General features: G+C 72.4%; 15 protein-coding genes and 1 tRNA gene. 5 read left to right on the top strand and 11 right to left on the bottom strand.

Features of this window, described 5'->3' with window-relative positions:
• Nucleotides 1-78: 78 nt before the first annotated feature.
• Nucleotides 79-903, bottom strand: coding sequence for a helix-turn-helix domain-containing protein (locus ACIA6T_RS24345; protein ID WP_399448639.1), 825 nt, complete (start codon nt 901-903; stop codon nt 79-81).
• A gap of 418 nt (nt 904-1321) precedes the next feature.
• Between ACIA6T_RS24345 and ACIA6T_RS24350 the strand changes: the two genes are divergently transcribed.
• Nucleotides 1322-1819 carry an ATP-binding protein gene (locus ACIA6T_RS24350; protein WP_399448575.1) on the top strand — a complete coding sequence of 166 codons (498 nt, stop codon included), beginning with the start codon at nt 1322-1324 and terminating at the stop codon, nt 1817-1819.
• A gap of 327 nt (nt 1820-2146) precedes the next feature.
• Here ACIA6T_RS24350 and ACIA6T_RS24355 read toward each other — a convergent pair whose 3' ends face one another.
• Nucleotides 2147-2416, bottom strand: coding sequence for a DUF397 domain-containing protein (locus ACIA6T_RS24355; protein ID WP_399448576.1), 270 nt, complete (start codon nt 2414-2416; stop codon nt 2147-2149).
• Nucleotides 2417-2802: 386 nt separating this feature from the next.
• Here ACIA6T_RS24355 and ACIA6T_RS24360 point away from each other — a divergent pair, with 386 nt between their 5' ends.
• Both ACIA6T_RS24360 and ACIA6T_RS24365 read left to right on the top strand, forming a co-directional pair.
• Nucleotides 2803-3360: a hypothetical protein gene (locus ACIA6T_RS24360; protein ID WP_399448577.1), complete on the top strand. Its 558-nt coding sequence runs from the start codon at nt 2803-2805 to the stop codon at nt 3358-3360.
• Between the two features lie 79 nt (nt 3361-3439).
• Complete coding sequence (locus ACIA6T_RS24365; RefSeq protein WP_399448578.1) at nt 3440-3958, top strand: DUF4232 domain-containing protein; 519 nt, start codon at nt 3440-3442, stop codon at nt 3956-3958.
• Nucleotides 3959-4115: 157 nt separating this feature from the next.
• On the opposite strand, the gene ACIA6T_RS24370 is transcribed toward ACIA6T_RS24365, so the two are convergent.
• On the bottom strand, nt 4116-5231 hold the full coding sequence (locus tag ACIA6T_RS24370) for a DUF2786 domain-containing protein (RefSeq protein ID WP_399448579.1): 1116 nt from the start codon (nt 5229-5231) through the stop codon (nt 4116-4118).
• 86 nt (nt 5232-5317) lie between these two features.
• Between ACIA6T_RS24370 and ACIA6T_RS24375 the strand changes: the two genes are divergently transcribed.
• Both ACIA6T_RS24375 and ACIA6T_RS24380 read left to right on the top strand, forming a co-directional pair.
• Nucleotides 5318-6067 carry a Clp protease N-terminal domain-containing protein gene (locus ACIA6T_RS24375; RefSeq protein ID WP_399448580.1) on the top strand — a complete coding sequence of 250 codons (750 nt, stop codon included), beginning with the start codon at nt 5318-5320 and terminating at the stop codon, nt 6065-6067.
• Between the two features lie 38 nt (nt 6068-6105).
• Nucleotides 6106-7797, top strand: coding sequence for a bifunctional 3'-5' exonuclease/DNA polymerase (locus ACIA6T_RS24380; RefSeq protein WP_399448581.1), 1692 nt, complete (start codon nt 6106-6108; stop codon nt 7795-7797).
• A 40-nt stretch (nt 7798-7837) separates the two neighbouring features.
• Here ACIA6T_RS24380 and ACIA6T_RS24385 read toward each other — a convergent pair whose 3' ends face one another.
• The 8 genes from ACIA6T_RS24385 to ACIA6T_RS24420 all read right to left on the bottom strand — a co-directional run bounded on the left by ACIA6T_RS24385 (nt 7838) and on the right by ACIA6T_RS24420 (nt 20180).
• Nucleotides 7838-8731 (bottom strand): glycosyltransferase family 2 protein, encoded by an 894-nt coding sequence (locus ACIA6T_RS24385; protein ID WP_399448582.1) that lies wholly within the window; start codon nt 8729-8731, stop codon nt 7838-7840.
• A gap of 92 nt (nt 8732-8823) precedes the next feature.
• Nucleotides 8824-9792 (bottom strand): RICIN domain-containing protein, encoded by a 969-nt coding sequence (locus ACIA6T_RS24390; RefSeq protein WP_399448583.1) that lies wholly within the window; start codon nt 9790-9792, stop codon nt 8824-8826.
• A 639-nt stretch (nt 9793-10431) separates the two neighbouring features.
• Nucleotides 10432-10508: transfer RNA gene (locus tag ACIA6T_RS24395), tRNA-Thr, on the bottom strand.
• 117 nt (nt 10509-10625) lie between these two features.
• Nucleotides 10626-12218 (bottom strand): alpha/beta hydrolase, encoded by a 1593-nt coding sequence (locus tag ACIA6T_RS24400; RefSeq protein WP_399448584.1) that lies wholly within the window; start codon nt 12216-12218, stop codon nt 10626-10628.
• 97 nt (nt 12219-12315) lie between these two features.
• Nucleotides 12316-13521 (bottom strand): DNA polymerase III subunit delta', encoded by a 1206-nt coding sequence (locus ACIA6T_RS24405; protein WP_399448585.1) that lies wholly within the window; start codon nt 13519-13521, stop codon nt 12316-12318.
• A gap of 88 nt (nt 13522-13609) precedes the next feature.
• On the bottom strand, nt 13610-16768 hold the full coding sequence (tmk, locus tag ACIA6T_RS24410; protein ID WP_399448586.1) for a dTMP kinase: 3159 nt from the start codon (nt 16766-16768) through the stop codon (nt 13610-13612).
• Nucleotides 16769-16904: 136 nt separating this feature from the next.
• Nucleotides 16905-19736, bottom strand: a complete 2832-nt coding sequence (gene topA, locus ACIA6T_RS24415; protein WP_399448587.1) for a type I DNA topoisomerase — start codon at nt 19734-19736, stop codon at nt 16905-16907.
• Nucleotides 19737-19982: 246 nt separating this feature from the next.
• Nucleotides 19983-20180 (bottom strand): hypothetical protein, encoded by a 198-nt coding sequence (locus ACIA6T_RS24420; RefSeq protein WP_399448588.1) that lies wholly within the window; start codon nt 20178-20180, stop codon nt 19983-19985.
• Nucleotides 20181-20391 lie beyond the last annotated feature (211 nt).

Here is a 20391-nt window from a genome sequence, read left to right on the forward strand (position 1 = left end):
GACCGCACGGCCTGATCGAACGTCATCGTACTTGTGTCTCATGTGAGTTGAGGGTCGCCTCGGGAGTCGAGGACTCCCTCAGGACATGTGCAGCAGCCCCCGCAGAAGGTCCCGGCTCTCCGCCGGACCCGGGCCGTCGTGCTGGAGCTCCTTGAGCGCCTTCTCGTACTGGGCGACGTCCTCGGCCTTGTCGAGATACAGCGCGCTGGTGAGCTGCTCCAGGTACACGACGTCCGACAGGTCGGACTCGGGGAAGCTGAGGATGGTGAACGCGCCCGACTCGCCGGAGTGCCCGCCGAGGCTGAACGGCATGACCTGCAGCCGGACCTTGGGCCGCTCGGAGACGTCGATGAGGTGCTGGAGCTGGCCGCGCATCACCGCGCGGTCGCCGTACGGCCGGCGCAGGGCGGCCTCGTCGAGGACCACGTGGAACTCGGGGGCGTTCTCCGAGACCAGGTACTTCTGCCGCTCCAGGCGCAGCGTCACCCGCCGTTCGACGTCCTCCTCGCTCGCCCCCTTCATGCCGCGGCGCACCACCGCGCGGGCGTACTCCTCGGTCTGCAGCAGGCCGTGCACGAACTGCACCTCGTACGCCCGGATCAGCGAGGCGGCGCCCTCCAGACCCACGTACGTGGGGAACCAGCTCGGCAGCACGTCCGAGTAACTGTGCCACCAGCCGGCCACGTTGGCCTCCTTGGCGAGGGAGACCAGCGACAGGCGCTCCTGCTCGTCCGTGATGCCGTACAGCGTCAGCAGATCCTCGACATCCCTGGTCTTGAAGCTCACCCGGCCCAACTCCATCCGGCTGATCTTCGATTCGGAGGCGCGGATCGAATAGCCCGCCGCCTCGCGCGTGATCCCCCGCGCCTCACGCAGTCGCCGCAGTTGTGATCCGAGCAGCATGCGCCGCACCACCGATCCCGGCTCTCCCGCGCTCACGTTCGCCAGCCTCCCCAACGTCTTCAGGGCCCGCAGTCTGCCACTAAAACACTTCGAGCAGTACTCGTCCGGTTACGGAAACGGAATCCGGCCGAGGATACCGGTCGGGAAGGAGCACGGAACGGGCACGGAAGGAGAAGGGAGGAGAAGGGAGGAGAAGGAAGGAGTAACGAGGAGACAAGGGAACAGCCGGAAGACGACAGGAAGATGACGGAAAAATTGGCCAACAAACCAGTACGGCAGGGATGATTTCGGTCAGCTGCACGTGCATCTGCCCTTGCATCTGCTGTACGCATCCGAAACCATGGTCTCCGCACCACCGCAGCCTCGCTACGACCGCGAATTCCCGGGAGTGCCTCGCATGGGGACGAATGGATCGACCATGCTCGAGCCGTTACGGCAGGGCCTTCCGCCGCTGAACCTCGCGGCCGCGTCCGACGCCTCCTCCTGCGCCCTCCCCGCCCGCTACGAAGCGGTCCGCGAGGCCCGGCGGTTCACCCGCAAGACGCTCGACCAGTGGGACCTGGGCGACCGCTTCGACGACGTGTGCCTGGTCGTCTCCGAGCTGGTCACCAACGCCCTGCGGCACGGCCTGCCGGCCGACACGCCGCGGCCGGCGGTGCCGGACCTGCCGGTACGGCTGCATCTGATGCGGTGGACCGAACGGCTGGTGTGCGCGGTGCGCGACCCCAGCGACGACAGCCCCGTCGCCCGCGAGTCGGACGACTTCTCCGCCGAGTCGGGCCGGGGGCTGTTCCTGGTCGAGTCCTTCAGCGACGGCTGGGGCTGGCACCCGATGGCCGGCGCGTTCGGCGGCAAGGTGGTCTGGGCCCTGTTCCGGCTGCCGCGCCCCGCCGGCCGCTCCCGTCCCGGCACCTGACGGGCCGCGGCGCTCTTGGGTGCCGCGGTTCTACGCGCGTTGGCGCCTCCTGAGCCACTCCGGTCCGTTGGTCCACTCCGGTCCGTTGGTCCACTCCGGTCCGTTGGTCCACTCCGGTCCGTTGGTCCACTCCGGTCCGCCGGTCCACTCCGGTCCGCCGGTCCACTCCAGTCCGTTGGTCCACTCCGGTCCGCCGGTCCACTCCGGTCCGCCGGTCCACTCCAGTCCGTTGGTCCACTCCGGTCCGCCGGTCCGCTCCGGTCCGCCGGTCCACTCCGGTCCCTGCCGGGGCGGACCGGGGGTCCGTCGTCCGTCCCGGCAGGACGGTCAGCCGACGACCAGGTGGTCGAACTCGCCGTCCTTCACGCCCAGCAGCATGGCCTCGATCTCCGCGCGGGTGTAGACGAGCGCGGGGCCGTCGGGGAAGCGGGAGTTGCGCACGGCCACCTCTCCGCCGGGCAGCCGGGCGAACTCCACGCAGGAACCCTGCGAGTTGCTGTGCCGGCTCTTCTGCCAGGCCACGCCGTCCAGCCCGGTGGCCGTCATGCCGTTGTACACGCCGGACGCGTCGGCACCGTCGTACACGTCGTGGTCCACAGGTCGCTCCCCGCTGGTGCACTGGCTGGTGTGGCCATTGATGCAGTGGTCAACTGACCGGGATCATAGCTTTGTTCATGTGCTGATGCATGAGCAGATGCACGTGCACGCGGGGTGTTCCTGCGACTACAGCCTTGACGGTCGCGCCATGCCCGCTTTGACGGACGCTTTACCGATCCCCGCCTCCTAAGAGACGCACGCGGGGGCCTTTCTGTTCCATCGTGTTCCCTTGTGTGTTCTCCGCATTCCCCGCGCGCCGATCCACCCGTTCGTCGTGGACATGCTGTGCGAGGTGTGTCACGGAGGCTGGTGGGGTGCCGGGCGGGTCCTGTTAGCTGGCGGCGGTCGTCCGGCCGACGGGGCCGGCCACAGCCAGGGGGTTCGCAGTGACTTCGCAGGCTTCGGTGACGTACTCGCCCGCATCGCCGTCATCACGCGGGTCGGACTCCCGGCGCTCACGGGTCGCGGTCACGGCCGCGGCACTGGCCGGCGCGCTCGCGCTGACCGCGTGCGGCGGGAACGGCTCCGACGACTCGGACGACTCCGCGACCGGCCCCACCCCGTCGGCCACGGCGACCGCGGACTCCGGTGGCGGCACCGGGGGCTCCGACACGAGCACGGCCCCGGCGAGCGAGCTGGAGGGAAGCTGGCTCACCACGGCCGGCGGCAAGGCCGTGGTCCTGATGGTCCACGGCGAGGAGGCCGCCCTCTTCGCCACGGGCGGCACCGTGTGCAGCGGCACCGCGCGGGAGCAGGCCGGGACCCGTTCGATCCGCCTGAAGTGCGGCGAGGGCACCGAGGACCGGGCGAACGGCACGGTCGGCTCCGTCGGCGAGGACTCCCTGAAGGTCACCTGGGAGGGCGCCCTCGGCACCGAGACGTACACCAGGGCCGAGGGCGGCTCCCTCCCGACGGGGCTGCCCACGGAGGGGCTGGGCTCCTAGGGCCGGTCCGCGGGGCGGATCGGTGGCGGGTGCGTGATGATGACCGGTGGGCACCTCCACGAACCCCAGAGGATCACTCATGCGCACCACGCCGCTCGCCGTCCCCGCCGCCCTCGCCGCGCTCCTCCTGCTGACCGCCTGCGGCGGCACGGGCGGGGACGGGGGCGGCGACGGGAAGCAGGAGAGCACCACCTGCTCGGTCGACACGGTGAGCATGGAGGTCGGGCCCGCGAGCATCGCGCCGGCCGCCGGGGACACCGGCGAGGTTCCCGTCGGCTTCACCAACCAGAGCGCCGCCTGCACCCTGGACGGTTTCCCCGAGGTGCGGCTGGCCGGTGCCGGTGATTCCACCACCGTCGAGGTGCCGCCGGCCGAAGGGGCCAAGGCCCAGAAACTGACCCTGGCCAAGGGCGAGTCCGCGTCGTTCACCCTCACCTACGAGCGCGGCACGCCCGGCGACGGCGCCTTCGACGCGGAGAGCCTGCTGGTCGGCCTCTCCGGCACCCGGACCTTCCGCTGGACGTACGGCCCGGTCGCGTCCGACGGCCGGACCGGCCACAAGATCTCCGTGAGCGCCTACCAGCAGGCGGGGGACTGAACGGCTCCGCCGGAAGTACGGCGATGCGCCGTCGGCCGTCCGCGGCGCCGTCGCGGACGGCCGCGCCCACGCGGCGGTGGTCGCACGTCGGTACGGTCCCGCGCCCCTTCGGGGGCGCTGCCGAACCGCGGCGGACCCCGCCTGACCCGCCTGGCGCTCAGGGAAGGTGCGGGCGGGCCCTGACCTGGGCGCCGTCCGCCGCGCGGGCGCCCTCCTCCCAGCCCGCCGCGTCGCTCACCCCGCGCAGCCGGGTGGTCGTCGTCTCCGGGAACAGGCGGTCCGTCCGCTCGGTGACCGCCACCGCGCGGGAGGCGAGCACCGGGAGCAGGTCGTCGCTCACCTGGGTCTCGGCGACGGCCGCGAGACGTGTCCCCACGCGGTGCGCGTAGGCGGCGAGGAAGGACTGCCGGAAGGTCTTGGTCCGCTTGCGTCCGCCCGCGCGCTGTGCGGCCTCCGCCCTGGTCATCGCGGTGGTGGCCTGCACGAGCAGTGAGGTGTAGAGGAGTTCCACGGCCTCCAGGTCGGAGGCGAAGCCGACCACGGTGGAGAAGCCGAGCGGTTCGTTCCACACGGCCCGGCAGTGGTTCGCGCCGGCGACCGCGTCCAGCAGCACCGCCTTGGCCTGCTCGTACGGCGGCTCCACCCCGATCCGGCAGGCACCCGGTGCCGCGGCCGAGGGCTCCCGCGCGGCGAGCAGCGCCTCGTCGACGCTGTGCCGCGCCATCAGCTCCTGCGCCTTGGCGCTGAGCGCCTCCGCCTCGTCCGGGAACCCTGTCGCCTCCGCCTTGGCCAGCAGCGCGCGGATGCGGCCGAGCACGCGGGACTCCGGCCGCCGGTCCGCCGGGTCCGGGGCGGCCGTCCCGTCGAGGGGTTCGAGGGCGGGCAGGCGCAGCAGCAGGCGGTACAGCTCCAGGACGGCCACGGCGTACGAGAAACGGTCGCCGCGCGGGGCGTCGTCCGCTCCGAGCCCGTCCAGCTGGGCCTTCCAGCGGGGCCCGCGCGGCCGGTCGTCGCGCGGTGCCTGCGTACGGATCAACGCGGAGACGAGCCGTACGTGGACGTCGTCCAGCTCGCGCCGGACGATCCGTACGACGTCGGCGGGCTGCCAGCCGCGCCGCCAGGCGGTCGCCACGAACTCCTCGCCGCGCCGGGCGAGTTCGGTGTCGGCCGCCGGATCGGCGGCGAGCAGGGACGCGCCGGTGTCGAGGGCGGTGTCGCCGGTGTCGTAGAGGGCGGCCCGGAAGGCCCGGTCGACGGTGCTGGACGTACTCACGAGCCGATCGTGCCATGCCCCGGGGATTCACCCGGAAGTGTCAACTTCGGGTTGACGCCCCTCGACTGTCAACCTACGGTTGACACATGACGACGAACCCCGCCATCAAGTCATCCGTGCGTCTCGACGACCTCATCGCGGCCATCAAGAAGGTCCACGAGGAGCCCCTGGAACAGCTCCAGGACGCGGTGCTCGCCGGTGAGCACCTCGGCGACGTGGCCGACCACCTGATCGGCCACTTCGTGGACCAGGCCCGGCGTTCGGGCGCCTCCTGGACGGACATCGGCAAGAGCATGGGCGTCACCCGGCAGGCGGCCCAGAAGCGCTTCGTACCGAAGGAGGGCAACGACCTCGACCCCGGCCAGGGCTTCAACCGCTACACGCCCCGCGCCCGCAACACGGTCATGGCCGCGCACAACGAGGCCCAGGCCGCGCACAACGCGGAGGGCCTGCCCGAGCACCTGGTCCTCGGCCTGCTGGCCGAGCCGCAGGGCCTGGCGGCCAAGGCGATCACCGAGCAGGGCGTCACCGTGAACGCGGTCCGCGAGGCCGCCCGCGCGGCGCTCCCACCGGCCGTCGAGGACGCCCCCGAGCTGGTGCCGTACGGCCCGGCGGCCAAGAAGGTCCTGGAACTCACCTTCCGCGAGGCCCTCCGCCTCGGCCACAACTACATCGGCACCGAGCACATCCTGCTCGCCCTGCTGGAGCACGAGAACGGCGAGGGCCTCCTCAGCGGCCTCGGCGTCACCAAGGCCGCCACCGAGCGGTACGTCGCCGAGACGCTGGCGCAGTACGTGGAGACCCGGACGGAGGACGAGCCCGGTCAGGAAGGCTGACCGGGGGCGTTGTCAGACCCCCCTGCCACACTCGCAGCATGGCCGACCGGTGGGCGCTCGCTCCGGCCGAGGACGGTGGCGTGGACGTCGCCCCCCTCGGCCCGGACGGGCTGCCCGCCGGTCCGGTGCTGCGGGAGGCGGACCCCGCCGAGGCCGTACGGAGCCGTCCCGGTGTCACGCGGTGGGTGTGGCGGTCCACCGCCGAGGTCTACCCGGGCCTGCTCGCCGCGGGGGTGCGAGTGGAGCGGGCCTACGACATCGAGGCCGCCGAGACGCTCCTGCTCGGCCACGAGGGGCGGTACGGGGAACCCCGTTCGGCCGTGGCGGCGCTGGCCCGGCTGCGCGGCGGCCCCGTACCGCCCGACCCGCCGCAGCGCCATGCCGAACCGGGCGCCCAGTCCTCCCTCTTCGAACCCCAGTGCGTCCGGCTGCCGCTGACGGACCTCCTCGCGGTCTACGCCGAGCAGCAGCGGCGGACCGGCCGGGCCGCGCACCCGGACCGGATGCGGCTGCTGACGGCCGCCGAGTCGGCGGGGACGCTGGTGGCCGCCGAGATGAACCGCGCGGGACTGCCCTGGCGGGCGGACGTGCACCGCGCGGTGCTGCACGACCTGCTCGGCGAGCGGTACGCGGGCGGCGGCGAGCCACGCCGGCTCGCCGAGCTGGCCGACGAGGTGTCCGCCGCCTTCGGCCGCCGGGTCCGGCCCGACCTGCCCGCCGATGTGGTGAAGGCCTTCGCGCAGGCCGGCGTCAAGGTCACCTCGACCCGCCGCTGGGAGATCGAGTCCGTCGACCACCCGGCCGTCAAACCGCTGATCGAGTACAAGAAGCTGTACCGGATCTGGGTCGCCCACGGCTGGTCCTGGCTCCAGGACTGGGTGCGCGACGGCCGCTTCCGGCCCGAGTTCCTCGCGGGCGGGACGGTGACCGGCCGCTGGGTGACCAACGGCGGGGGCGCCCTGCAGATCCCCAAGGTGATCCGCCGCGCGGCCGTCGCCGACCCCGGCTGGCGGCTCGTCGTCGCCGACGCCGACCAGATGGAGCCGCGCGTGTTGGCGGCGATCTCCCGCGACCCCGGACTGATGGAGGTGGCCGGCCGGGAGAGCGACCTGTACCAGTCGGTGTCCGACCGCGCCTTCTCCGGCGACCGCGCCCAGGCCAAGCTCGCCGTCCTCGGCGCGGTCTACGGCCAGACCTCCGGCGACGGCCTGAAGAACCTCGCCGCGCTCCGCCGCCGCTTCCCCAAGGCGGTGGCCTACGTCGACGAGGCCGCCCGCGCGGGCGAGGAGGGCCGGCTCGTACGGACCTGGCTGGGCCGCACCTGCCCGCCGGCCGCCCGTACGACGGACGACGCGGTGGAGGAGGCCGGCATCCCGGTCGCGGAGGAGGACGCCACCGATGGGGGCCGCCCCTGGGTGCCGGGCTACGCCTCGACCAACGCCCGTGCCCGTGGCCGCTTCGCCCGTAACTTCGTCGTCCAGGGCAGCGCCGCCGACTGGGCCCTGCTGCTGCTCGCCGCACTGCGGCGGACCCTGAGCGGCACGGCGGCCGAGCTGGTCTTCTTCCAGCACGACGAGGTGATCGTGCACTGTCCCGAGGAGGAGGCGGAGAGGGTGGTGGCGGCGATCCGGGGGGCCGCGGACCTGGCCGGCCGGCTGACCTTCGGACAGACACCGGTGCGGTTCCCGTTCACGACGGCGGTGGTGGAGTGCTACGCGGACGCCAAATGACCGGATCGCCGGCCGGCCCCTCGTCGTACCGCCCGTCGGGTCAGACGACCGGTGGCCGTCCGAGCCGGGTGAGCCGCCACACCGTCCGCCAGCTCATGGCCCGCCGCTCCCCGGCCGGCTCCCGCAGCCCTTCCACGAACCCGCCGAACCAGGCCCGCAGCCCGCTGGCCGACCGGTTCCGCACCAGGGTGAGCAGCATCCACACGCCGAGATGGACGGGGACGAGCGGGAGCGGCAGCCGTCGCCGGGCCAGCCACACCCGGTTGCGGGCGTTCACCCGGTAGTAGATGGCGTGCCGGGCGGGGGAGGTCTTCGGGTGCTGGAGCAGCAGTTCGGGCGCGTAGAGGATCCGCCACCCGGCGTCGACGGCCCGCCAGGCGAGGTCGGTCTCCTCGTGCGCGAAGAAGAACGCGGCGGGCCAGTCGCCGATCCCGTCCAGCATCGCCATCCGCAGCGCGTGCCCGCCGCCGAGGAACCCGGTGACGTACCCGCCGCGCATCGGATCCGACCTCCCGACCCGTGGCACATGCCGCTGCTGGGTCTCCCCCAGCTCGTCGGCGATCCGGAAGCCGACGATCCCGAGCCGCTCGTCGAGGGCGTACAACTCCCCCACGCGGCGCAGCACATCGGCGTCGACGAGCAGCCCGTCGTCGTCCAGCTCGACGACGACGTCCACGTCCCCGAACTCCCGCAGCCGCGCGATCGCCGCGTTCCGCCCGCCGGGACAGCCGAGGTTCTCCTCCAGCTCCACGGTGGTGACCTCGCCGGGGAGCGACAGCCGCCGGGCGAACTCGGGCAGCGGGCAGCCGTTGCCCACGATGACGATCCGCGCGGGCGGGAGGTCCTGCTTCGCCACGGACTCCAGCAACGCGTCCACCTCGGCGGGCCGGTTCCCCATGGTCACCACGGCGACGGCGATCCTCGGCGTCCCCACGTCCTCACCTCACCATCCCGGCCGACGACTGCGTTCGCGATGCTAGCCGTTCATGCCGTGGCCTCCCGCAGTAGGCCGGGCGGTGATGTCGTTCAGGAGGGCTTGACCACGGAGACGACGGACCAGCGCTGCTCGCCCGTCCCCGAGCCGCACCGCGCCACCTGGAGCCTGGCGTCGTTCCCGGCGGAACTGCCGCCGACCACGCTCATGCACAGGTTGCTCGCGGCGTTGCGGATCCAGTAACCCCCCGACCGCGGGTCCAGCCACCAGAGCTGGTTGTCCGCGGCCGGCCTGCAGTGGTACTCGGTGACCTTGGTCCCGGCCGCGACACTGCCGTAGTTGGGCAGGTCCATGCACAACCCGTCCTTGCGGTTCCTGATGACGAAGAGGCTCGCTCCGCCGGGCCCGCCGTTCGAGTCGGCCACCTCCAGGTCCCAGAGCTGGTTGTCCTTGGTGGTGGGCCGGCAGTTGTACTGGCTCACCGGGCCGTCGACCGAACCCTTCTCGAAGTAGGGCAGGTCGGCGCACTTGCCGGTCGCGACGTTCTTCAACTGCGCGTTGACGCGGGTGGAGAGGGCGTTGGCCAGTTGCCGGGGAGTGATCGCGGGGGGATTCTCCGCCTTCGGCGTCTCCTTCCCGTCGGTCGCCTTCTCGGTGGCGGGCCGGGGCGCGGCCTTCACCTCGGCCGAACGGGACGGCGAAGGCTCGGACTTGGACTTGGACTTGGACTTGGGCTCGGACTCGGCCGGGGAGCCGGACGCGGACGCGGCTCCGCTCGGCGACGCCGAGGATGACGGGGACGCGGCCTGGTAGTCGGCGGCCGGGATGTCGTCGGACGTGCCGGGGTCAAGGGTCGTCCCCCCGACGGGAGCCGTCTCGACCGTACGGTCCTCTTCACGGGTGAGGCCGAGCACCAGGAGAGGTACGCAGATCAGCACCGCCCCCACGATGGCGGCCGCGGCCACCATGGGCCCGCGCAGCCGCCCCGGCACCGTCTCGTCCTCGTCCGCATCCGCGCCCGCGCCCGCTTTCGCGCCGTCGCCGTTCCCGGCCGCGACCACACCGACCGCGGCCTCGGCTTCCGCTCCGCCGGGTTCTGCCGCCTGCCGCTGCTGTTGCTGTTCTTGCTCTTGTTTCTGCTCTTGCTTCTGCTCTTGCTGCCGTCCCTCCTCGGCGGCGGCCGGTTCTACGACGGAGCCGGAGGCAGGAACGGGCTCAGGACTGCGCGGTCTCAGATCCGCGCCGGGGTCATTACCCGGCGCGGGCACGGAAACCGCACGGCGGACGGCCACGGCCGGCGTCGCCCCGCCGGCCGGAGGTTCGTGCTGACGTGGCATAAACGCTGCTCCTCACTCACTACGACCCACCCGGCCCGTCGGTCACGGGCATGCCCCAAGGGCTCGAAACTCACGCAACCCACTCTGAAGCACGCTTGGTTGCGTCCAAACCTCGACTGGGTGAACGTAGGACGGCACACACGGCGAGCACGCCGTACTCACGGGTCAGGCTTCGGCCGCGACGCCGGCAGCCGTGCCGGCGCGACCAGCCCGCCCGGCAGGAGACCTCCTGCGACGATCACGTAAGGAACCGGCACGACGGCTCGGCGTGGCAACGCTCCGGGCGGCGTCGGATCGAGGCGGCCACAGCCACCGGCAGGAAACAAAGAACCGCAGGTCATAACCATGACCTGCGGTTCGAGATGGAGCCGCCTTCGGGATTCGAACCCGAGACCTACGCATTACGAGTGCGTTGCTCTGGCCATCTGAGCTAAGGCGGCGCGCTGCGCACCATGATGCGATCAGCAACGTCGGTAAGTCTACACAGTTTCCGGGGGTGCTTCGTACCGGCCCCGGAGGCGGGCCGGAGCGTACGCCTCCGGGGGTGGTCGTACCGGCTATGAGCAGCGCTTTCCGTCCTTCGGCGGGGTGCCGTCGAGCAGGTAGGTGTTGATCGCGGAGTCGATGCAGGCGCTGCCCCGGCCGTAGGCGGTGTGGCCGTCACCCTCGTAGGTGAGGAGGCGGGCCGAGGAGAGCTGGCCGGCCAGGGACTCGGCCCAGCGGTACGGGGTGGCCGGGTCCCGGGTGGTGCCGACGACGACGATCGGGGCCGCGCCCTTCGCCTCGATGCGCTGCGCCTCACCCGTGGCCCGCACCGGCCAGTACGCGCAGTTCAGTGAGGCCCAGGCGAGGCCCTCGCCGAACACCGGGGACGCCTTCTCGAAGGCGGGGAGCGCCTTGCGCACCTCGTCCGGGGAGTCGAAGGCGGGCGGGAGGTCGAGGCAGTTCACGGCCGCGTTGGCGAACATCAGGTTGCTGTAGTCGCCGTGCGCGTCACGCTCGTAGTAGCTGTCGGAGAGGAGGAGGAGTCCTGCGCCGTCGTTCTCCTTCATCGCGGCCGTCAGCGCCTCGCGCAGCTGCTGCCAGGCGCCCTCGTCGTACATCGCGGCGATCACGCCGATCGTCGCGAGCGACTCGGTGAGCCTGCGGCCGTCGGCGTCACCGGTGGGGACCGGACGGGCGTCGAGCTCCTCGAAGAACGTCTTGAGGTTCTTGCCGACCTGCCCGGGGGCGGTGCCCCGGCCGCCGAGCGGGCAGTCGCTCCGCCGCACGCAGTCCTTGGCGAAGGCGGTGAACGCCGTGTCGAAGCCCTCCGTCTGTTCCAGGTTGAGCCGGCGCGCGGGCAGCGAGGGGTCCATCGCGCCGTCCAGGACGAGCCGGCCCGCCCGGTCCGGGAACAGGCCGGCGTAGGTCGCGCCGAGGAAGGTGCCGTACGAGGCGCCGACGTAGTTCAGCTTCTCGTCGCCCAGCGCGGCCCGGACGATGTCCATGTCCCGGGCCGCCTCGACGGTGGACACATGGCGCAGCAGCTTCGGCGCGTCCGCCCCGCAGCCCTCGGCGAACTTCTTGTACGACGCGACCAGCGCGCCGGTCTCCTTCGCGTCGTCCGGGGTGATGTCCGTCCGGGTGAACGCGTCCATCCCGGTCCCGTCCAGGCACTCGACGGGTTCGCTGCGGGCGACGCCCCGCGGGTCGACGGCCACCATGTCGTAGCGGGCCCGCACACCGGCCGGGTAGCCGATCCCGGCGTACGCCTGGACGTAGCCGATCGCCGAGCCGCCCGGGCCGCCGGGGTTCACCAGCAGTGAGCCCAGCCGCTTTCCCGGGCCGGTGGCCTTCTTGCGGGTGAGGGCGAGGCGCACGTCACCGGCCGCCGGCTCGGCGTAGTCGAGCGGGACCTTCAGCGTGGCGCACTGGAAACCGGGGACTCCGCAGTCGCGCCAGGCCGGTTTCTGCCCGTAGTACGGCGTGAGGGCCGTGGGTGTGGAGCGGGGCAGGGGGGCGAGGGCTGCCGCCGCCTCCCCCGCCGCCGCACTGGTCGTGCTCGGGCTGTTCCCCGAGGAGCAGCCCGAGACCAGCAGTGCGGCGGCGGCGAGCAGAGCGACTCCGGTTCCGGTACGGGTCCCGCGGGGGGTGCGCCTTGTGTGCATACGGCGAGCGTAACCGTGTGCAATGGAATGGGTGCTCAGTGTGCGCGTCGTGCCTCGTACGAGTTACCGCGTCGAGCCACTGAGCGGATGCCCTCGGTCAGCCCGCTCTGAGGGCCATCGTCATCGCCTCCACCGCGAGCAGCGGGGCCACGTTGCGGTCCAGGGCCCTGCCGCACGCCGCGATCGCCTCGATGCGGCGGAGCGTGGACTCCGGGGAACTGCCGCGGGCCATGCGCTCCAGTACGTCCTCGGCGTCACCGTTGGCGATGGCGACGCGGGAGCCGAGCTGGAGGGCGAGGACGTCGCGGTAGAAGCCGGTCAGGTCGCTCAGCGCGATGTCGAGGGTGTTGCGCTGCGTGCGCCGTCTGCGGCGTTTCTGATCGTCCTCGAGGTCCTTGATCACGCCTGCCGTGCCGCGCGGCAGCCGGCCGCCCTGGGGCGCGCCCAACGCCGCCTTCAGTTCCTCGGTCTCCTTGGCCTCCATCTCCTCGGCGAGCTGCTTGGCGTCCTCGGCCGCCACGTCGACCAGCTCCTGGGCCGCCTTGAGCGCGCCGCCGACGTCCTCGACCCGCAGCGGCAGCTTCAGCACGGAGGCACGGCGTGCGCGGGCGGCCGGGTCGGTGGCCAGGCGGCGGGCACGGTCGACGTCGCCCTGGGTGGCGCGGGCCACGGCGGCGGCGACGTCCGGCTCGACGCCCTCGCGCCGGACGAGCATGTCGGCGACGGCGGCCACCGACGGCGTGCTCAGGTTGAGGTGACGGCAGCGGGAGCGGATCGTCGGCAGGACGTCCTCGATCGAGGGGGCGCACAGCAACCAGACGGTGCGGGGGGCAGGCTCCTCGACGGCCTTGAGGACGGCGTTGCCGGACTTCTCGTTCAGCCGCTCGGCCTCCTCGACGAGGATGATCTGCCAGCGACCGTTCGCGGGCGAGGTGAACGACTTGCGGACGGTCTCCTTCATGTGCTTGTAAAGAATCTCCGCGCCCATGGCGACCACCGTGTTGACGTCCGCGTGGGTGCCGATGAGCGCCGTGTGGCATCCGTCGCAGAAGCCACAGCCGGGCGCGCCGCCCAGTGCCCGGTCGGGACTCACGCACTGCAGCGCTGCGGCGAAAGCCCGCGCCGTCTGTGTCACTCCCGCGCCGGGCGGGCCCGTGAACAGCCAGGCGTGCGTCATCCTCGACGCCTCCGGCGGGGGCGCGTCGGCCGCCGCGGCGGTGACGAGCGCGTCGGCGTCGCGGGCGGCGCCGTCGAGCCGCTCGCTCACCCGCTCCTGCCCGACGAGGTCGTCCCACACGGTCATGGGTCAGCCCGTCCTTCCGTCACGTCTGCCTTACCGGGTCCATTGTGCGGGTGGGCACTGACAACACCCGCACCTGTGGACCGACCAATCAGCGCCGGCGCCCCCGGCGGCCGTCCTCGTCGCCGTCCTCGCCGTCGCGGGGGCCCAGCAGTTCGTCGGCCAGCGTCGGCAGGTCGTCCAGCGGGGTCTCCTCGGCCCAGTCCGAGCGCTGCCGGCGGCGGGGCGGGCCCTCGGGGTCGATCTGGGGCAGCTCGCGCGTGCGGTCGTCGGGACCGTCGGTGTCCTCGGGGCCGCTCGCCTGACGCTCGTCCCGGAAGTAGCCGGACGGCACCCTCCGGTCCGCGGGGCCCCGCTCGTCTCCCCGCACCGGGGGCAGCACCGCCGTCTCGTCCGCCGCGCCCGGCGGAACCGACGGCATCGGCAGCTCGGTCGTCACCTCGGCGTCGGACACCCCGGACCGGCCGCCGGACCGCTGCCCGGCGTCCTCCTCCGGCACCCGGGGCAGCACGGCGGTCTCGTCGACCGGCCCGCCCGACGCGTTCGTCGGCGTCACCACCGGCGTCGGCACGGTCGCCGCTTCGTCGACCGCTCGCCGGCCTGCGGCATCGGGGGCGGCCGTCGTCTTCGGTCCCGCCTCCGCCGCGGCCGCCGCCTGCTCGGCCAGCCGCCGGGCCTGCTCCGCGCGCAGCAGCGCCTCCTCGGCCTTGCGCTGCTTCTCCAGGCGCAGCGACTCGGCCTCGGCGCGCAGCCGCGCCTCCTCCTCGGCCTGCCTGCGGCGGCGTTCCTCCTCGGCCTTGCGGCGGGCCTCCTCCTCGGCGCGCGCCTTCTCCTCGGCGAGCAGCCGCTGCCGCTCCTCCTCCGCGCGCCGGCGTGCTTCCTCGGCCCGCTGCCGGGCCTCCTCCGCCTGCCGCTCCGCCTCGCGCCGCTGCGCCTCCTCCAGCTCGCGCCGCTTGCGCTCCTCCTCCTCGGCGCGCAGCCGCGCGAGCTGCTCCTCGCGCTCGCGCTCCAGGCGCTCCTCCTCGGCCTTGCGGGCCGCCTCTTCCTCGGCCTTGCGGCGGGCCTCCTCCTCGGCCTTGCGGCGGGCCTCCTCGCGGGCCTCGATCTCGGCCTCGGACAGCGGCAGCACCTGGTCGAGCCGGTGCCGGATCACGGTGGTGACCGCCTCCGGCTCCTGGCCGGCGTCGACCACCAGGTAGCGGCCGGGGTCGGCCGCGGCCAGGGTGAGGAAACCGGCCCGCACGCGCGCGTGGAACTCGGCGGGCTCCGACTCCAGCCGGTCCGGTGCCTCGGTGAAGCGCTCCCGCGCGGTCTCCGGGGCCACGTCCAGCAGCACCGTCAGATTCGGGACCAGTCCGTCGGTCGCCCAGCGGTTGATGCGGGCGATCTCGGTCGGCGACAGATCGCGCCCGGCGCCCTGGTAGGCGACGGAGGAGTCGATGTACCGGTCGGTGATGACCACGGCGCCGCGCTCCAGGGCGGGCCGTACGACGGTGTCGATGTGCTCCGCGCGGTCCGCGGCGTACAGCAGTGCCTCCGCGCGGTGCGAGAGTCCGGCGCTGGAGACGTCCAGCAGGATGGAGCGCAGCCGCTTGCCGACCGGGGTCGCCCCGGGTTCGCGGGTGAGCACGACCTCGTGGCCCTTGGCCCTGATCCACTCGGCGAGGGCCTCGGCCTGAGTGGACTTCCCGGCGCCGTCGCCGCCCTCCAGGGCGATGAAGAAGCCGGACGCGGCGGACGTCTGGTCCGGGTCGGCGCCACCGAGCAGCGCGTCGCGCAGGTCCTGCCGCAGCGGCACGCCGGAGCGGTCGTCGACCTTGGCCAGCACCAGCGCGGCCACCGGCAGCAGCAGCGCGCCGACCAGCATCAGCGTGAAGGCGGCGCCGCCGTGCGCGAAGACGAACCGGCCGTTCTCCAGCCGGTGCGGCCCGATGGCCGCGGCGACCAGCGGGGCGATCACCGCGCCGAGCGCCACGAAGACCCGGACCACCGCGTGCAGGTGCTCGGTCGTACGGGCCCTCCGCTGGTCCTCGGCCTCCTGGTCGAGCAGCGTGTGCCCGGTGTTGGCGGCGAGCCCCGCGCCGACACCGGCCAGCGCCGTGATCAGCACCACGCTGGTGACGTCCGGTACGAGTCCGGCGGCCAGCAGCGCGACGCCCGTGAAGGCGAGGGCGAGCGCGAGCAGCCGGCGCCGGGACAGGGCCGGCAGCAGGGCGGGCGCCGTACGGATACCGACGACGACACCACCGGTCAGCGCGCCCACCAGCAGGCCGTACAGCACGGGGCCGCCGCCCAGGTCCTTGGCGTGCAGCACCGACACGGCGACGGCGGCCGACACCGCGGCGGCGACGGACGCGGACGCGAGCACCAGCAGCGGCATCGCGCCGGTGCGGCCCTTGTCGGAGCCGGTGGCGCTCTTCGGGCGGCGCAGTCCCTCCAGCGGCGACCGTGCGCGCGGGGTGCGGGTGCCGGGCAGTTCCAGGAAGGTCAGGACGGACAGCGACGCGGCGAACAGTCCGGCCGCGACGTACGAGGCGAGAGCCGCCCGGTGTTCGCCGAACCAGTCGAGCCCGGTGCCGAGCAGGTTGTTGAACAGGGCCGCCACGACGAGTGCGACGGCCGCCAGCGGTATCGCCACGAAGCCCGTACGCAGTGTCAGCCGGCGCAGCGCGTCCATGTGGTCGGGCAGCGGGCGCACGGTCGCGCCCTCCGGGGGCGGGGCCGGCAGCAGGGCGGGCGCGGCGCTCTCCCGGCACACCGTCCAGAACCGCTCGGCGACCCCGGTCACGAAGGCGGTGACGAGGAGGACGGCCAGCGCGTCCTCGGGCGTCCAGTCGATCCACAGCGGCGCCACGATGAGCAGCGCGGCCCGCAGGCCGTCCGCGCCGACCATGGTCCAGCGGCGGTCCAGCGGCCCGTCCTGCGAGGTGAGCGACGTGAGCGGGCCGAGGAGTACGGCGCCGAACAGCAGCGTCGCCAGGATGCGTACCCCGAAAACGGTCGCCACTGCGAACGCCACGCCCCGGTAGCCCCCGCCGAAGGACCCCTCGGCGACCGCCGCCTGCAGGGCCAGGAGGACCAGCACCAGGAGGGCGAGGACGTCACCGACCCCGCCCACGAGCTGCGCGCTCCACAGCCGTTTCAGCTGGGGTCGGCGCAGCAGGGCGCGGACGGCACGCTCGCGGGAGTCCGCGACAAGGGCGTCGTCGGGGTTCGGTCGAGGGGCCGTTGGCTGCTCGGCTCGCGTCATGCGTTCAGCCTATCGGCCCGCGCCGACAGCCCGGCGCGACGCGCCTGACATGCACACACCCCGACATCGAAGTGTTGTCGGGGTGTGTGCATTCCGAACGCCGGGCGAAGACCACCCGGCGTGACCGGAGAAGAGGTCAGTCCTCCGCGCCGTTCGAGGCGGTCGCCTTCTTGGCGGCGGTCGCCTTGGCCGTCGTCTTCTTCGCGGTCGTGGTCTTCTTCGCCGCGGTCTTCTTGGCCGCAACCGTCTTCTTCGCCGGCGCCTTCTTGGCCGCCGTCTTCTTGGTGGTGGCCTTCTTCGCCGTCTTCTTGGCGGGACCCTTCGCCCGCTTCTCGGCGAGCAGCTCGAAACCGCGCTCCGGGGTGATCTCCTCGACGCTGTCGCCGGAGCGCAGCGTCGCGTTGGTCTCCCCGTCGGTGACGTACGGCCCGAAGCGGCCGTCCTTCACCACGACCGGCTTCTCGCTGACCGGGTCGGTGCCCAGCTCCTTCAGCGGCGGCTTGGCCGCCGCCCGACCGCGCTGCTTGGGCTGGGCGTAGATCGCCAGCGCCTCCTCCAGCGTGATCGTGAAGAGCTGCTCCTCGGACTGCAGCGACCGCGAGTCGGTGCCCTTCTTCAGATACGGCCCGTAGCGGCCGTTCTGCGCGGTGATCTCCTGGCCCTCGGCGTCGGTCCCGACCACCCGCGGCAGCGACATCAGCTTCAGCGCCTCGTCGAGCGTCACCGTGTCCGGGGACATCGACTTGAACAGGGAGGCCGTACGCGGCTTGACCGCGTTCTTGCCGGTCTTCGGGGTGCCCTCGGGGAGGATCTCCGTGACGTACGGGCCGTAGCGGCCGTCCTTGGCGACAATCGTGTGACCGGTCGCCGGGTCGGTGCCCAGCTCGAAGTCACCGCTCGGCTTGGCGAGCAGCTCCTCGGCGAGCTCGACGGTCAGCTCGTCGGGCGCCAGGTCCGTGGGGATGTCGGCGCGCTGGTGCTGCTCGGTGTCCTTCTCGCCGCGCTCGATGTACGGGCCGTAGCGACCGACCCGCAGCACGATGCCGCTGCCCACCGGGAACGACGACACCTCGCGCGCGTCGATCGCGCCCAGGTCGGTCACCAGCTCCTTGAGACCGCCGAGGTGGTCCCCGTCGCCGTTGCCCGCGTCGGCCGCGTCACCGTTGCTCGCGCCCTCGCCGAAGTAGAACCGCTTCAGCCACGGCACCGCGCGCGCCTCGCCCCGCGCGATGCGGTCGAGGTCGTCCTCCATCCGGGCGGTGAAGTCGTAGTCGACGAGCCGGCCGAAGTGCTTCTCCAGCAGGTTGACCACGGCGAAGGAGAGGAAGGACGGCACCAGGGCCGTGCCCTTCTTGAACACGTAACCGCGGTCGAGGATCGTGCCGATGATCGACGCGTACGTCGACGGGCGGCCGATCTCCCGCTCCTCCAGCTCCTTGACCAGCGACGCCTCGGTGTAGCGGGCCGGGGGCTTGGTGGCGTGCCCGTCGACCGTGATCTGCTCGGCGGTGAGGGCGTCGCCCTCGGTGACCTGCGGCAGCCGGCGCTCGCGGTCGTCGAGTTCGGCGTTCGGGTCGTCGGCGCCTTCCACGTACGCCTTCAGGAAGCCGTGGAACGTGATCGTCTTGCCGGACGCGCTGAACTCGACGTCCCGGCCGTCGGCCGCCGTGCCGCCGATCTTCACGGTGACGGAGTCGCCGGTGGCGTCCTTCATCTGCGAGGCGACGGTCCGCTTCCAGATCAGCTCGTAGAGCCTGAACTGGTCGCCGGTCAGCCCGGTCTCGGCGGGCGTACGGAAACGGTCGCCCGAGGGACGGATCGCCTCGTGCGCCTCCTGCGCGTTCTTGACCTTGCCCGCGTAGGTGCGCGGCTGCGGGGGCAGGTAGTCGGCGCCGTACAGCTGCGTGACCTGGGCGCGGGCGGCGGCGACCGCCGTCTCGCTCAGGGTCGTCGAGTCCGTACGCATGTAAGTGATGTAGCCGTTCTCGTACAGCTTCTGGGCGACCTGCATGGTCGCCTTGGCGCCGAAGCCGAGCTTCCTCGAAGCCTCCTGCTGCATCGTCGTCGTACGGAACGGGGCGTACGGCGAGCGGCGGTACGGCTTGGACTCGACGGAACGCACGGCGAACCGCGTGTTCTCCAGGGCGGCGGCCAGGGCCCGGGCGTTCGCCTCGTCGAGGTGGAGGGTGTTCGCGCTCTTCAACTGTCCCAGGGAGTCGAAGTCGCGGCCCTGCGCGACCCGCCTGCCGTCGACGGTCTGCAGGCGGGCGACCAGCGACGAGGGGTCCGACGCGTCACCCGCGCGGCCGGTCGCGAAGGTGCCCGTCAGGTCCCAGTACTCAGCGGAACGGAAAGCCATGCGCTCGCGTTCCCGCTCCACCACGAGCCTCGTGGCGACGGACTGGACGCGGCCGGCGGACAGCCGGGGCATGACCTTCTTCCACAGGACCGGCGAGACCTCGTAGCCGTAGAGGCGGTCGAGGATGCGGCGGGTCTCCTGGGCGTCGACCAGCTTCTGGTTGAGCTGGCGCGGGTTGGCCACGGCCGCGCGGATCGCGTCCTTGGTGATCTCGTGGAAGACCATCCGCTTGACCGGGATCTTCGGCTTGAGCACTTCCTGCAGGTGCCAGGCGATGGCCTCGCCCTCGCGGTCCTCATCGGTGGCGAGGAAGAGTTCGTCGGACTCCTTCAGCAGGTCCTTGAGCTTCTTGACCTGGGCCCGCTTGTCCGCGTTGACCACATAGATCGGCTGGAAGTCGTGGTCGACGTCCACACCGAGGCGGCGGACCTCACCGGTGTACTTCTCCGGCACCTCGGCGGCGCCGTTGGGAAGATCGCGAATGTGCCCGACGCTCGCCTCGACGATGTAGCCAGGGCCGAGGTAGCCCTTGATCGTCTTCGCCTTGGCAGGCGACTCGACGATGACGAGTCGGCGGCCGCCCTTCGCGGTCTCGCTGGTCGGGGACAACTTCGCTCTTCTCTCCGGTCGGCGCCTGGGGCTCCCCAGGCGGTCTCCCCCGGGGTCGGGTCATGGTGACGCTGCGGAGTGTGACGGTACATCCCGCTCCCGTGTCAAACGGGAAAAGCCCGCAACGGCCACTCGAACGGTAACCCGACTACCACCGTTCCTGCCGCCGGGACCGACCAGACTCCACCCGCGCTTATGCGGAGCGCGATCTACCGGTTACCGGGAGCTGCTAGGGTTTCGCGCTTCTCACAGGCTGGTCAGACACCATGCGCCGAGGGCCAGGGAGATCACCGCGACCAGTCCCGCGACGGTGGCCGATGCGACGGGGCTCACACCCTGGGCGACGGGGCGGTGCTGCCGCGCGCGGGTCACGGTCCAGGCCAGCAATCCGCCTCCGAACAGGCAGAACACCATCCCCGCGAAGATCGCCGGTCCGCTCTCCATGGTCGCCCGATGCCCTCTTTCCCGTCCGCTGGTACCGGCCTCGGGGTGACGCTGCCACGCCCGGGCGGCGGGCAGACGAATCGGAGGTGAACGGGAGGGCCAGGGACCTGATCAAGTGTCCGGAAAGCGGCCCGTGGGCCCTTTCACGGAAATTCCGGATCGATGTGAAAGGGCCGGGACGGCGGCTGTGGCCGGCGTGAAGGACGCGGCA

The organism is Streptomyces sp. NPDC051740, assembly GCF_044453165.1.
Classification (GTDB): domain Bacteria; phylum Actinomycetota; class Actinomycetes; order Streptomycetales; family Streptomycetaceae; genus Streptomyces; species Streptomyces atrovirens.